Raw genomic sequence first — 12,945 nt, 5'->3', positions numbered from 1 at the left:
TACCTCCATGCTTCGGTCGGCCCGGTCGAGGCTCCGCCGAGGTCCCGCGAGACGCGGGAGGCGGGGCCGAGGGGCCGTGGTCTCACTGTGGTCCGCGCGAGGGTCGAAGGCAATGACCGCTTCCGCTCCGTGCGCCGGACAGGGGTTCATCGTCGTCCTCCGACGTTTCCCGGGTGTTTCCGGCGCGGATCCGCAGCATTAAGGCGCCGGTCCTTCGGAATCCGCGGTGTCCGCGGTCCGCGGTAGCGTCGACGGATGCGCATCACGATCCTGGCCGGCGGCGTCGGCGGCGCCCGCTTCACCTCCGCGGTCCGCGAGCACCTCCGCGACCTCGAGGCGGCCGGCGGCGGTCCCTCCGAGATCACGGTCGTCGCCAACACCGGCGACGACATGTGGCTGACCGGCCTGAAGGTCTGCCCCGACCTCGACTCGCTCACCTACGCGCTCGCCGGTGTCAACGACACCGAGCGCGGCTGGGGCCGGGCCGGCGAGAGCGAGCGCGTCTCGGCCGAGCTGACCGCGTTCGGCGTCGGCTGGCCGTGGTTCACGCTCGGCGACCTCGACATCGGCACGCACCTCGCCCGCACCTCGATGCTGCGGGACGGGCTGACCCTCTCCGAGGCCACCGAGCGGATCACCGCGCGCTGGCCGCTCGGCGTCCGCCTGCTGCCGATGTCCGACTCCGACGTCGAGACCCACGTCGAGGTCGACCTGCCCGGCGAGGGCGTCCGGCTGCTGCACTTCGAGGAGTGGTGGGTGCGGCTGCGCGCGTCGGTGCCCGCCCGCCGCTTCGTGCAGCAGGGCGTCGAGGAGGCGCGTCCCGCCCCGGGCGTGCTCGAGGCGATCGCCGACACCGACGCGGTCCTGATCGCCCCGTCCAACCCGGTGGTGTCGATCGGGACGATCCTCGGCGTGCCCGGCATCGCGGAGGCCGTGCGGACCACCTCGGCTCCGGTCGTCGGCGTCTCGCCGATCATCGGCGGCGCGGTGGTGCGCGGGATGGCCGACCACTGCCTGCCCGCCATCGGGGTCGAGACCTCGGCGGAGGCGGTGGGCCGGCACTACGGCGCGCGCTCCACCGGCGGCCTGCTCGACGCCTGGCTGGTCGGCGAGGAGGACGCGGCGGCCGTCGGCGCCCTCGACGGCACCGGTCTGCGCGTCCACTCGGTCCCGCTCTGGCTCCGGGACCGCGACAGCTCAGCGCGGCTCGCGGCCGACGCCATCGCCGCAGCCCGCGCCTGACCACCGCCGGACACGCGCCACCGGCCGGCGCCTCCCAGCCTCGGGGGCCAGGCTGGCAGCACCCCTCACCGCACCATCGAAAGGACCACCCATGCCCGGAGCCCTCGTCCTCGCCGGAGGCGGCCTCGCCGGAATCGCCTGGGAGCTCGGCATCGTCCGCGGCCTCAGCGACGCCTCGCCCGAGGCGGCCCGCCTCCTCCTCGACCCCGCCACGACCCTGATCGGCACCTCGGCCGGCTCCGCCGTCGCCTCGCAGCTGAGCACCTCCGTCGGCCTCGACGAGGCCTACGAGTCCCAGCTGCGCGAGGAGTCCGCCGAGATCGGCGCCGTCGTCGACGTCGAGCGCCTGCAGGCGAGCTACGCCGCAGCGATCGAGGGTGCGACCTCGCCCGAGGACGCCCGGCGCCGCATCGGCGTGCTCGCCCTCGAGACCGCGACCCTCTCCGAGGAGTCCCGCCGCGACGTCATCGCCGCGCGGATCGCCGACGCCGACTGGCCCGAGCAGCGCCTCCTGATCACCGCGATCGACACCGCCACCGGAGCGCTCACCGTCTTCGACCGCACGAGCGGCGTCGGCCTGGTCGACGCCATCGCCGCCAGCTGCGCGGTGCCCGGCGTCTGGCCGCCGGTGAGCATCGACGGCGTCCGCTACATGGACGGCGGGGTGCGCTCCGGGAGCAACGCCGACCTCGCCGCGGGTGCCGACTGGGTGGTCGTCATCACGCCGATGCCCGGTATCGGCTCGCCCGGTGTCGGCACGCTGCCCACCGCCGAGCTCGAGGCACTGTCGGGCTCGCGCGTCGAGGTCGTCTACGCGGACGAGGCGTCGATCGCCGCCTTCGGCCCGAACTCGCTCGACCCCGAGGTCCGCCCCGCCGCCGCGCAGGCCGGCCGGGCGCAGGGTGCACGGATCGCCGCCCGGATCGCGGCACTGGTCGGCGCGGACGAGCCGGCCCGCGCCTGACCGGCGCCCGCGTCGCTCCTCCTCAGGGCTTCACGCCGTAGCGGAGGAACACCGTTCCGTCCGTGAAGCTGCGCTGCTGCCGGAGCTCGAGGCGGCTGCGGAAGCCGTGCGGGAGGAACGGCGTCCCGCCGCCCACCGCGATCGGCGCCACGTACCAGCGGATCTCGTCGACCACGCCGGCCAGGAGTGCCTGCGCCCCGAGGGTTGCGCCGCCGACGGAGACGTCGTGCGGCTTCGAGCGGACCTCCTGCGCCACGCTCACCGGATCGAACGTCCGCTCGAGCCGGGTGCGGCGGGTGCGCACGGCGGGCAGGGTCGTCGAGTAGACGACCTTGTCCGCCGCGCGCCACATCTCCTGGAAGTCGTGGATGAAGGCGAACTGCTCGGCGAGCTCGTAGCCCGCGTCCCAGCCGCGCATGGTCTCGTAGATCCGGTGGCCGTAGAGGTACGTGCCCACTCCGGTCTCGGTCTCGTTGATGAAGCGGTGCACCTCGGGGCGGGGCGTGGCCCAGCTGAAGTCCCCGGTCTCGTCGACGGTGTAGCCGTCGATCGAGGCCACACCGCTGTAGACGAGCGCGCCCACAATGGCCTCCTCCGCGGCCGGCTTCGGGTTCCGGCCACGCCCGCGAGGGTAGGTGTGAGAGCGCTCCAGCGCAACACCTGTCGGAGAACAGTCGCCGAACGACGGCCGAGCGGCGGCGGCGCCCCGCGACGGGCTCAGTGGCGGCTGCTGAGCAGCGCCAGCACGTCGGCGTGGCGCCCCTCGGCCTCGGCGTCGCGGAGGAAGCGCACCCGGTCGACGAGCACCTCCTCCACGTCCGGCTGCGTGGCGAGGATCCGGACCGTCTCGTCGAGGAACTCCTCCAGCGGCATCGCGCTCGGGTCGTCCTGCTGCCCCATCAGCGTCGTCTGCACGGCCGGCGGCACCAGCTCGATCACCTGCACCGGAGTCTCCGCGAGCTGCGCCCGCAGGCTCTGCGTGTAGGAGTGCACCGCGGCCTTGGTCGCGCTGTAGGTCGGGGTCGCCGGCAGCGGCACGAACGCGAGCCCCGAGGACACGGTCATCAGCACGCCGTCCGGCTTCGCGGCGATCCACGGCGTGAAGGCGGTCAGCGTGCGGATCGTGCCGAGCAGATTGGTCTCGACGATGGCCGCGGCGGTGTCGAGGTGCCCCGAGTCCTGCAGGTCCTCCGGCAGCATGATGCCGGCCATCGTGACGACGACGTCGAGGTCGGGGTGCTCCCGGGTGACCGTCTCGACCGCGGCGGCGATCGACTCCGGGTCGGTGACGTCGATCACGACCGAGTGCGAACCGGGGTGGGCCGCCGTGAACTCGTCCAGCAGCTCGCTGCGGCGACCGCCGAGGATCACCGTGCTCCCCGCGTCGAGGAAGCGCTCGGCGAGGCCCCGGCCGATGCCCGAGGTCGCGCCGGTGATCAGGATGGTGCTGCCCGTGGTCTTCATGTGGTCTCCTCCGTGTCCCGGGCTGTCCCGCCCGGCTGACCCCAGCGTCGCCCTGGGCCGCGCGGGCCGGAAGGGCTGGACGATCCAGGGATCGGCGCTCCCTGGTCCGCGATGCGCGCGGACCGGCAGGATGAGCGCATGGACCGACCTGCGCTCGCCGAGTTCCTCCGCGGCCGACGCGAGCGGCTGCAGCCGTCCGATGTCGGCATGCCGCCCGGAGCGCGCCGCCGCACCGCGGGCCTGCGCCGGGAGGAGATCGCCGCCGCCGTCGGCATGTCCGCCGACTACTGGTCGCGGCTCGAGCAGCAGCGCGGCCCGCAGCCGTCCGAGCAGATGCTCACCGCGATCGCCCGCGGGCTGCGCCTGGACCTCGACGAGCGCGACCACCTCTTCCGGCTCGCCGGGCAGACCCCGCCCGACCGGCACCGGCGCGACGAGCACGTCTCCCCCGGGCTGCTCCGCGTGCTGGACCGGCTGGACGACACTCCCGCGCTGGTGATCACCGAGCTCGGCGAGACCCTGGTGCAGAACCGCCTGGCCCGGGCTCTCTTCGGCGACGGCGCCGCCTGGACCGGCCTGGACCGCAGCGGCATCCACCGCTGGTTCGCGCACCCCGACGAGGCCCGCCGCAGCTACCCCGAGCGCGAGCACGAGCACCAGGGGCGGATGCAGACCGCCCAGCTGCGCTTCGCCGCCGCGGCACCCGACGCCGACCCGCTGGCCGCCCGGATCATCGCGTCGCTGCTCGGTCGGAGCGAGGAGTTCCGCCGCTACTGGGAGCTCCAGGAGGTCACGGCCCGCTTCGAGGACCACAAGACCCTGCGGCACCCCGAGGTCGGCGAGATCGACGTCGACTGCCAGGCCCTCTTCACCGAGAACCAGGCGCAGGTGCTGCTGGTGCTCACGCCGCGGGCCGGATCGCCCGCCTCCGCCGAGGCCCTCCGGCTGCTCGGGGTCGTCGGCGATCAGCGGCTGACGCCGTCCGCGTAGGGCCGGCATAGGGCCGGTCTCGACCGGGGCGGGTGTCCGCGAGGGTCCGTCCGCGCCGGGGCGCGTGTCCGCCGCGCGCCGGGGTCCGCCTAGGGTGGAGGCGGTCGCAGCGAGCGGCCGCGAAGGGTTCCTCATGAAGATCAGCCAGCTGCGTCACTTCGTGGCCGTCGCCGAGGAGCTCCACTTCGTGCGCGCCGCCGAGAAGCTCGGCATCTCCCGCGCGAAGCTCGACTCCTCCGTCGCCGCCGTCGAGCTCGACCTCGGCCGCCCGCTCTTCGAGCCGGGCGCCGCCGCCACGACCCTCACCGCCGCCGGCCGCCAGCGCCTCGCCTCGGCCCGCGAGGAGCTCGCCGCCCTCGGCGACGAGCCCGAGGAGGCCCCCAAGTCCGGCGGCAAGGCCAAGGCCTCGAAGGGCGCCGGCCGCGCCCCCGTCGTCAAGGGCCAGCCCAAGCCCTACAAGCGCCGCCAGTCCCGCTGACCAGAGGCCTCGCGAGGTTCCCCTGTGGGCCCTACCGGGCTCGAACCGATGACATCCACGGTGTAAACGTGGCGCTCTACCAACTGAGCTAAAGGCCCCCGTCGCGGCCGGGCCGCGGACGATCGGATCGATCCTACGACACGGCTCGCACCGCTACTCTCGGCGCATGGCGGACACGGACGACACCCGCGCGAGACGCCGGGCCGAGAGCCGCTGGCCGGCCTCCGCCGCGATCCTCGTGGCCGTGGTGCTCAATCTCGTCGGGCACGATCCCGGCACCTCGGTCGTCCGGATCGCCGCGGCGGTCCTGACGCTCGCGCTGCTGATCCCGCTGTTCGTGGTCAACCCGCGGCGCCTGGACACCGAGACCCGCTGGTCCCGCGGAGTGTCGATCGCCCTCGCGGTCGTGCTCGCCGCGGCGAACCAGATCAACGTCGTCCGGGTCGTGATCGACCTCGTCGACGGATCCGCCGACGGCCCGCTCCTGCTGCTCACCGCGCTGCAGGTCTGGGTCACCAACGTCGTCGCCTACGCGCTGATCTACTGGGAGCTCGACCGCGGCGGCCCCGTCTCCCGCGGCACGCTCGAGCGCTCGCAGCTGCCGCCCGCCGACTTCGCCTTCCCGCAGGACACCTACCGCGACACCGTCAGCGAGGTCGCGGTCGGCTCCTCCGAGAAGGCCGACTGGCGTCCCGGCTTCGTCGACTACCTCTACGTCTCGACGACGAACACCATGGCGTTCAGCCCCACCGACACGATGCCGCTGTCCAGCCGGGTGAAGCTCCTGATGGCCCTCGAGGGCGTCACCGGCTTCGTCCTGCTGGCCCTGGTCATCTCCCGAGCCGTGAACATCCTCAACTGACGCGCTGGCGCAGTCCGCGAGATGCCACTTATGAGCGCGACACGCCGTGAAAGGCGATCATAAGTGGCATCTCGCGGAGGGTGTCAGGCGTGGGCCGGGGTGAGCGCGTCGATCGCGGCGCGGTAGTCGTCCATCGAGCGGGCCTCGCCGGGCGCGGTGATGAAGGTGTCGCGGATGACGCCCTCCTTGTCGATGAGGAAGGTGGCGCGCGTCGCGTAGCCCTTGCCCTCGAGGAAGACGCCGTACTGCTTGGCGACGTCGCCGTGCGGCCAGAAGTCGGAGAGCAGCGTGAAGTCGTAGCCCTGCTTCTCGCCCCAGGCGCGCAGGGTGTGCTTGGAGTCGACGGAGATGCCGATCAGCTCGACCTCGGCGTGCTCGAACAGCGAGAGGTTCTCGCGCAGTGCGCAGAACTCGCCGGTGCAGGTGCCGGAGAAGGCGAGCGGGAAGAAGACGAGGGCGACGTTGCGCCGCCCGTGGAAGTCGCCGAGCTGGATGCGCTCGCCGTACTGGTTCGCGAGTTCGAAGTCGGGAGCCAGCGTGAGCTTCTCGAGAGCCATCGGACGATGTCCTTCCATGCGCACGAATGTCGCGCGAGCACGAGGGGCAATGCTAGACCTGCTCCGCCGATCAGCCAAGGGACCGCGACGATCGGCCGCTGGACGCGGTCCGGATGGAGAAATCCCACAGTGCCCTGTGCGGTTCCGTCGTGGATCGCCACACATGACCGGAATCGCTAGGCTTGCACGGGTGCCCGCGCGCTCCTCGTCATCCGAGGGTCCTGCGCGCGGATCCGCACCGCTTCATGAGAGTGATGTCTCGGGCACGATCTGCCCCCAGAGAGAGGTCGAGGGTGACTGTTAACGATCAGGACCCGTATTCCGTCGGACACGTCGACTCGGATCCCGAGGAAACGTCGGAGTGGAACGAGTCGCTGGACGCGCTCGTCGAGGAGCGGGGTGCCGGTCGCGGACGCGACGTCATGCTCAGCCTCCTCAAGCGCTCCAAGGAGCTGCACCTCGGCGTTCCGATGGTGCCGACGACGGACTACATCAACACCATCGCGGCCGAGAACGAGCCCGACTTCCCCGGCGACGAGGACGTCGAGCGCCGCTACCGCGCCTGGATCCGCTGGAACGCGGCCATCCTCGTGCACCGCGCGCAGCGCCCCGGCATCGGCGTCGGCGGGCACATCTCGACCTACGCGTCGAGCGCCTCGCTCTACGAGGTCGGCTTCAACCACTTCTTCCGCGGCCAGGACCACCCGGGCGGCGGCGACCAGATCTTCATCCAGGGCCACGCCTCCCCCGGCCCCTACGCGCGCGCCTTCCTCGAGGGACGCCTGAGCGAGCACCAGCTCGACGGGTTCCGCCAGGAGAAGTCGCACCAGGGCGGCGGACTCTCCAGCTACCCGCACCCGCGCCTCATGCCGGAGTTCTGGCAGTTCCCGACCGTGTCGATGGGCCTCGGCCCGATCAACGCGATCTACCAGGCGCAGGCGAACAAGTACCTCACCAACCGCGGCATCAAGGACGCCTCCGACCAGCAGGTCTGGGCGTTCCTCGGCGACGGCGAGATGGACGAGGTCGAGTCGCGCGGTCAGCTCCAGGTCGCCGCGAACGACGGCCTCGACAACCTCAACTTCATCATCAACTGCAACCTGCAGCGCCTCGACGGCCCGGTCCGCGGCAACGGCAAGATCGTCCAGGAGCTGGAGTCGTTCTTCCGTGGCGCCGGCTGGAACGTCATCAAGCTCATCTGGGGCCGCGAGTGGGACGACCTGCTCGCCCGCGACACCGAGGGCGCGCTGCTCGACCTGATGAACAAGACGCCCGACGGCGACTTCCAGACCTTCAAGACCGAGGACGGCGCCTACGTCCGCGAGAACTTCTTCGGCCGCGACGAGCGCGCCAAGAAGCTCGTCGAGGACTACAGCGACGAGCAGATCTGGGGCCTGCGCCGCGGTGGTCACGACTACCGCAAGATCTACGCCGCGATGAAGGCCGCGACGGAGCACAAGGGCCAGCCGACCGTCATCCTCGCCCACACCATCAAGGGCTACGGTCTCGGCCGCAGCTTCGAGGGCCGCAACGCGACCCACCAGATGAAGAAGATGACGCTCGACAACCTGAAGGGCTTCCGCGACACCATGCGGATCCCGATCACGGATGCGCAGCTCGAGGAGAACCCCTACCTCCCGCCGTACTACCACCCCGGTCAGGGCGACGAGGCGATCGAGTACATGCAGGAGCGCCGCCGCGCGCTCGGCGGCTACCTGCCCGAGCGCCGGTCGAAGTACACCCAGCTCTCGCTGCCGGACGACTCGGCCTACAAGATCGGCAAGAAGGGCTCCGGGACGCAGGAGATCGCCACCACCATGGCGTTCGTCCGCATCCTGAAGGACATCCTGCGCTCGAAGGACTTCGGCAACCGCGTCGTCCCGATCATCCCCGACGAGGCCCGCACCTTCGGCATGGACGCGTTCTTCCCGAACGCGAAGATCTACAACCCGCGCGGCCAGCACTACACGTCGGTCGACCGCGAGCTGCTCCTGGCCTACAAGGAGAGCCCGCAGGGTCAGATCCTGCACGTCGGCATCAACGAGGCGGGCGCGCTCGCGGCGTTCACCGCGGTCGGCACGTCCTACTCGACGCAGGGCGAGCCGCTCATCCCGGTCTACGTCTTCTACTCGATGTTCGGCTTCCAGCGCACGGCGGACGCGATCTGGGCGGCGGGCGACATGATGGCCCGCGGCTTCATGATCGCGGCGACCGCCGGTCGCACCACGCTGACCGGTGAGGGCCTCCAGCACGCGGACGGCCACTCGCCGATCCTCGCCGCCACGAACCCGGCCGTCGTCAGCTACGACCCGGCGTACAGCTACGAGATCGCGCACATCGTGCAGTCCGGTCTCGAGCGGATGTACGGCGGGAAGCACCCGGACCCGAACGTCATGTACTACGTGACGGTCTACAACGAGCCGATCGTGCACCCGAAGGAGCCCGAGGACGTGGACGTGGACGGCATCGTCCGCGGCATCCACCGCGTCTCCTGGGGTCAGTGGGACGGCCCGAAGGCCCAGCTGCTCGCGTCCGGCGTCGCCGTGCCGTGGGCGATCGAGGCGCAGAAGCTCCTCGCCGAGGACTGGGGAGTGTCGGCCGACGTCTGGTCGGTCACCTCGTGGAACGAGCTGCGGCGCGACGGCATCAACGCCGAGCACCACAACTTCCTCTACCCCGAGGACGAGGCGCAGGTCCCCTACGTCACGCAGACGCTCGCCGACGCGAAGGGCCCCTTCGTCGCCGTCTCGGACTTCTCGCACCAGGTGCCGGACCAGCTGCGGCAGTTCATCCCGGGCGACTTCGCGACGCTCGGAGCGGACGACTTCGGCTTCTCGGACACCCGCGCCGCCGCACGTCGCCACTTCAAGATCGACGGACCGTCGGTCGTGGTGCGCACGCTGCAGCTGCTCGCCAAGCGCGGCGAGGTCGACCCCTCGCTCTCCGCCCAGGCGATCCAGAAGTACAGCCTCCACGACGTGAACGCCGGCACCACCGGCAACGCCGGCGGCGATAACTGACGGACGGCTCGGTGCTCTCCTCCGACGACGCGCAGTCGACGACGCGGGGAACCGCCCCTTCCGCGGAGCGTCCGGCCACCCGGCCGGGCGCTCCGCGCACGAAGGAGCAGACCCTCGCCTGGCTGCGGACCCTCTCGGGCGAGCTGTCCACGCAGACCATCAAGAAGCTCGAGGACACGCTGCCCTGGTACGGCAGCATGCCCCCGGGCCGCCGCTCCGCGGTGGGCATGGTCGCGCAGGCCGGCATCACCTCGTTCATCTCCTGGTTCGACGACCCGTCGGCGACGCCGTGGATCGCCGCCGACGTCTTCGGAGCGGCTCCCCGCGAGCTGCTCCGCTCCGTCTCGCTGACCCAGACCCTCCAGCTGATCAAGGTCACCGTCGAGGTCGTCGAGGAGCGGATCACCAACCGCGGCGAGGACCTGCGCGAGGCGATCCTGCTCTACTCGCGCGAGATCGCCTTCGCCGCGGCCGACGTCTACGCCCGGGCGGCCGAGGCGCGCGGCCTCTGGGACGCCCGGCTCGAGGCGCTCGTCGTCGACTCGATCCTCACGGGCGAGGCCGACGACGAGCTGCCGAGCCGCATCGCGGCCCTCGGCTGGCACGGCCACGGCGAGGTCGCGGTGCTCGTGGGCACCGCGCCGAAGATGCTCGACGTCGACCAGCTCCGCCGCACCGCCCGGCACATGAGCGCCGACGTGCTGATCGGCGTGCAGGGCAGCCGGCTCGTGCTGGTGATCGGCCGCGCCGAGCCGAGCGAGAACGCGACGGAGGAGACCGGCCCGCCAGTCGCCTTCCTCGAGATCGCGAACGCGCTCGAGCCGGGCTTCGGCTCCGGTCACCTGGTCCTCGGCCACGAGGTGCCGACGCTCGTCGAGGCCTCGCGCAGCGCCCGCGCCGCCCTGGCCGGCTTCGCGGTCGCGCGCTCCTGGCGCAACGCCCCGCGGCCGGTGAACGCCGACGACCTCCTCCCCGAGCGCGCGCTCGCCGGCGATCCCCTCGCCCGGCACAGCCTGATCACCCAGATCTACAAGCCGCTGCAGAAGCACTCGACCGAGCTGCTCACCACGCTGTGGGCCTACCTGGACAACGGCCGCTCGCTGGAGGCGACGGCCCGCGAGCTCTTCGTGCACCCCAACACCGTCCGCTACCGCCTGAAGCGGGTGGCGGAGGTGATCGGCTGGGACGCGACGGGCGCTCGCGAGGCGCTCATCCTCCAGTCGGCCCTCATCCTCGGCTCGATGAGCGACTCGGACGGAGCGGTCCGCCGCCGTCCGACCCGCAAGTGAGCCGCACCCCTCCTCGCACCCCGTTGTAGAACCGCCACAAGCTCTTTGTGGTTTGTCAGTACCTCAGAGCGCCGCACGAACCGGCGCGGATCGGAAGACTGAAAGCGTGATCGTCGTCGTCGCCCCGGGTCAGGGCTCCCAGACCCCCGGATTCCTCGAGCCGTGGCTCGCCGTCCCCTCGGTGGCCGAGCAGGTCGCCGCCCACTCGGAGGCGGTCGGCATCGACCTCGCCGCCCACGGCACCGTCTCGGACGCGGACACGATCCGCGACACCGCGATCGCCCAGCCGCTGATCGTCTCCGCCGGGCTGGTCAGCCTGGCCGCACTGCTCGAGGGCGGCCGCCGCGAGCGCATCGCGGGCATCGCCGGCCACTCGGTCGGCGAGATCACCGCAGCGGCCGGAGCCGGCGTCCTCTCCGAGCCCGACGCCCTCGTCTTCGTCCGCGAGCGCGCCCGCGCCATGGCCGCCGCGGCCGCCGCGACCCCCACCGCGATGAGCGCCGTCCTCGGCGGCGACGAGGAGGCGCTCCTCGCCCGCCTCGACGAGCTCGGCCTCGAGCCGGCCAACTACAACGGCGGCGGCCAGATCGTCGTCGCCGGCGCGGTCGACGCCCTCCAGGCGCTGAAGGACGAGCCCCTCCGCGGCACCCGCGTCGTCCCGCTCCAGGTCGCCGGCGCCTTCCACACCCGCTACATGGCGCCGGCCCGCGACGCCCTCGCCGGCGTCGCCGCCTCGATCACCCCGGCCGACCCGACGCTGCGCCTCTGGACGAACAACGACGGCTCCGTCGTCGACAGCGGCTCCCGCTTCCTGGAGCTGCTCGTCGGCCAGGTCGCCTCGCCCGTCCGCTGGGACCTCTGCATGGCGGCCTTCGCCGAGGCGGGCGTCACCGGCCTGATCGAGCTGGCCCCCGCCGGCGCCCTCGTCGGCCTCGCCAAGCGCGGCCTCAAGGGACTCCCGACCCTCGCGATCAAGACCCCCGACGACCTCGACGCCGCCCGCGCCTTCATCGACGAGCACGCCGCCTAGCAGGAGAGACCCATGACGACCCCTTCCCTCACCCAGTCCAGCGGCAGCCAGTACACCCGCATCCTCGGCATCGGCGCGGCCCGCGGCGACCTCGTCGTCCCGAACGACGACCTCGTCGGCCCGATCAACTCCTCCGACGAGTGGATCCGCCAGCGCACCGGCATCGTCGAGCGCCGCCGCGCCTCCTCCGAGATCCAGGCCGTCGACCTCGCGACGACCGCCTCGCTCGAGGCGATCGAGAAGGCCGGGATCCGCGCCGACCAGATCGGCCTCGTGCTGGTCTCCACCATCAGCAACACCGTGCAGACCCCGTCGCTGGCGGCGCTCCTCGCCGATCGGATCGGCGCGAACCCGGCACCCGCCTACGACATCTCCGCCGCCTGCGCCGGGTACACCTACGGCATCGCCCAGGCCGACTCGTTCGTCCGCTCCGGCCTCGCCGAGTACGTCCTCGTCGTCGGCGCCGAGAAGCTCTCCGACATCGTGAAGTCGACCGACCGCAGCATCTCCTTCCTCCTCGGCGACGGCGCCGGCGCCGCGATCGTCGGCCCGAGCGATACCGCCGGCATCTCGAAGACCGTCTGGGGCTCCGACGGCTCGAAGTGGGACACCGTCGGGATGGACAACCCGCTCGCCGCCTACCGCGACGGCGTCGCCGAGTGGCCGACGCTGCGCCAGGACGGCCCCTCCGTCTTCCGCTGGGCGGTCTGGGAGATGGCCAAGGTCGCCAAGCAGGCGCTGGCCGAGGCGGGCGTCGCGCCCGAGGACCTCGCCGCTTTCATCCCGCACCAGGCGAACATGCGCATCATCGACGAGCTCGCCAAGCAGCTGAAGCTGCCCGAGACCGTGACCATCGGCCGCGACATCGAGACGACCGGCAACACCTCGGCCGCCTCCATCCCGCTCGCGACCCACCGCCTGCTCGAGGAGCACCCCGAGCTCAGCGGCGGACTCGCCCTGCAGATCGGCTTCGGCGCCGGACTCGTCTTCGGCGCGCAGGTCGTGGTGCTCCCTTAGGGGGCGCAGGCCCACCCCTAAACTGACCTACG

At 72.0% G+C, this 12,945-nt stretch carries 12 protein-coding genes and 1 tRNA gene; 9 read left to right on the top strand and 4 right to left on the bottom strand.

Features of this window, described 5'->3' with window-relative positions; translation table 11 throughout:
* Positions 1 to 255 precede the first annotated feature (255 nt).
* Both cofD and EDF45_RS07415 read left to right on the top strand, forming a co-directional pair.
* On the top strand, positions 256 to 1,242 hold the full coding sequence (gene cofD, locus EDF45_RS07420; protein ID WP_123735491.1) for a 2-phospho-L-lactate transferase: 987 nt from the start codon (positions 256 to 258) through the stop codon (positions 1,240 to 1,242).
* Between the two features lie 91 nt (positions 1,243 to 1,333).
* On the top strand, positions 1,334 to 2,206 hold the full coding sequence (locus EDF45_RS07415) for a patatin-like phospholipase family protein (RefSeq protein WP_123735490.1): 873 nt from the start codon (positions 1,334 to 1,336) through the stop codon (positions 2,204 to 2,206).
* Positions 2,207 to 2,228: 22 nt separating this feature from the next.
* On the opposite strand, the gene EDF45_RS07410 is transcribed toward EDF45_RS07415, so the two are convergent.
* Both EDF45_RS07410 and EDF45_RS07405 read right to left on the bottom strand, forming a co-directional pair.
* Positions 2,229 to 2,789: a dihydrofolate reductase family protein gene (locus tag EDF45_RS07410; protein WP_123735489.1), complete on the bottom strand. Its 561-nt coding sequence runs from the start codon at positions 2,787 to 2,789 to the stop codon at positions 2,229 to 2,231.
* 134 nt (positions 2,790 to 2,923) lie between these two features.
* Positions 2,924 to 3,670: an SDR family oxidoreductase gene (locus EDF45_RS07405; protein WP_123735488.1), complete on the bottom strand. Its 747-nt coding sequence runs from the start codon at positions 3,668 to 3,670 to the stop codon at positions 2,924 to 2,926.
* A gap of 138 nt (positions 3,671 to 3,808) precedes the next feature.
* On the opposite strand from EDF45_RS07405, the gene EDF45_RS07400 reads away from it, so the two are divergent.
* The gene (locus EDF45_RS07400) at positions 3,809 to 4,660 is read left to right on the top strand and encodes a helix-turn-helix transcriptional regulator (protein WP_123735487.1); all 852 of its coding nucleotides are present in this window, start codon (positions 3,809 to 3,811) and stop codon (positions 4,658 to 4,660) included.
* A gap of 133 nt (positions 4,661 to 4,793) precedes the next feature.
* A complete protein-coding gene (locus tag EDF45_RS07395) occupies positions 4,794 to 5,138 on the top strand; it encodes a LysR family transcriptional regulator (RefSeq protein WP_123735486.1) in 345 nt (114 codons plus the stop codon).
* Between the two features lie 25 nt (positions 5,139 to 5,163).
* Here the strand turns inward: EDF45_RS07395 and EDF45_RS07390 are convergent.
* Positions 5,164 to 5,236: transfer RNA gene (locus EDF45_RS07390), tRNA-Val, on the bottom strand.
* Between the two features lie 68 nt (positions 5,237 to 5,304).
* Between EDF45_RS07390 and EDF45_RS07385 the strand changes: the two genes are divergently transcribed.
* The gene (locus EDF45_RS07385) at positions 5,305 to 6,000 is read left to right on the top strand and encodes a DUF1345 domain-containing protein (RefSeq protein WP_123735485.1); all 696 of its coding nucleotides are present in this window, start codon (positions 5,305 to 5,307) and stop codon (positions 5,998 to 6,000) included.
* Between the two features lie 83 nt (positions 6,001 to 6,083).
* On the opposite strand, the gene EDF45_RS07380 is transcribed toward EDF45_RS07385, so the two are convergent.
* A complete protein-coding gene (locus EDF45_RS07380; RefSeq protein WP_123445665.1) occupies positions 6,084 to 6,557 on the bottom strand; it encodes a peroxiredoxin in 474 nt (157 codons plus the stop codon).
* 293 nt (positions 6,558 to 6,850) lie between these two features.
* Here EDF45_RS07380 and aceE point away from each other — a divergent pair, with 293 nt between their 5' ends.
* The 4 genes from aceE to EDF45_RS07360 all read left to right on the top strand — a co-directional run bounded on the left by aceE (position 6,851) and on the right by EDF45_RS07360 (position 12,913).
* Positions 6,851 to 9,577, top strand: coding sequence for a pyruvate dehydrogenase (acetyl-transferring), homodimeric type (aceE, locus tag EDF45_RS07375; RefSeq protein WP_123735484.1), 2,727 nt, complete (start codon positions 6,851 to 6,853; stop codon positions 9,575 to 9,577).
* 122 nt (positions 9,578 to 9,699) lie between these two features.
* Positions 9,700 to 10,866, top strand: coding sequence for a CdaR family transcriptional regulator (locus tag EDF45_RS07370; RefSeq protein WP_185020125.1), 1,167 nt, complete (start codon positions 9,700 to 9,702; stop codon positions 10,864 to 10,866).
* A 106-nt stretch (positions 10,867 to 10,972) separates the two neighbouring features.
* Positions 10,973 to 11,896: an ACP S-malonyltransferase gene (locus EDF45_RS07365; protein WP_123735482.1), complete on the top strand. Its 924-nt coding sequence runs from the start codon at positions 10,973 to 10,975 to the stop codon at positions 11,894 to 11,896.
* 12 nt (positions 11,897 to 11,908) lie between these two features.
* Positions 11,909 to 12,913, top strand: a complete 1,005-nt coding sequence (locus EDF45_RS07360) for a beta-ketoacyl-ACP synthase III (RefSeq protein ID WP_123445661.1) — start codon at positions 11,909 to 11,911, stop codon at positions 12,911 to 12,913.
* The last annotated feature ends 32 nt before the right edge of the window (positions 12,914 to 12,945 follow it).

It is taken from the genome of Rathayibacter sp. PhB186, from assembly GCF_003751825.1.
GTDB classification, from domain to species: domain Bacteria; phylum Actinomycetota; class Actinomycetes; order Actinomycetales; family Microbacteriaceae; genus Rathayibacter; species Rathayibacter festucae.
This window is presented reverse-complemented; position numbering and strand designations above follow the sequence as displayed.

Coding starts and splice junctions, on each gene's coding strand:
- cofD (WP_123735491.1), top strand. CDS start 256: ATGCGCATCACGATCCTGGCCGGCGGCGTCGGCGGCGCCCGCTTCACC.
- EDF45_RS07415 (WP_123735490.1), top strand. CDS start 1,334: ATGCCCGGAGCCCTCGTCCTCGCCGGAGGCGGCCTCGCCGGAATCGCC.
- EDF45_RS07405 (WP_123735488.1), bottom strand. CDS start 3,670: ATGAAGACCACGGGCAGCACCATCCTGATCACCGGCGCGACCTCGGGC.
- EDF45_RS07400 (WP_123735487.1), top strand. CDS start 3,809: ATGGACCGACCTGCGCTCGCCGAGTTCCTCCGCGGCCGACGCGAGCGG.
- EDF45_RS07395 (WP_123735486.1), top strand. CDS start 4,794: ATGAAGATCAGCCAGCTGCGTCACTTCGTGGCCGTCGCCGAGGAGCTC.
- EDF45_RS07385 (WP_123735485.1), top strand. CDS start 5,305: ATGGCGGACACGGACGACACCCGCGCGAGACGCCGGGCCGAGAGCCGC.
- EDF45_RS07380 (WP_123445665.1), bottom strand. CDS start 6,557: ATGGCTCTCGAGAAGCTCACGCTGGCTCCCGACTTCGAACTCGCGAAC.
- EDF45_RS07360 (WP_123445661.1), top strand. CDS start 11,909: ATGACGACCCCTTCCCTCACCCAGTCCAGCGGCAGCCAGTACACCCGC.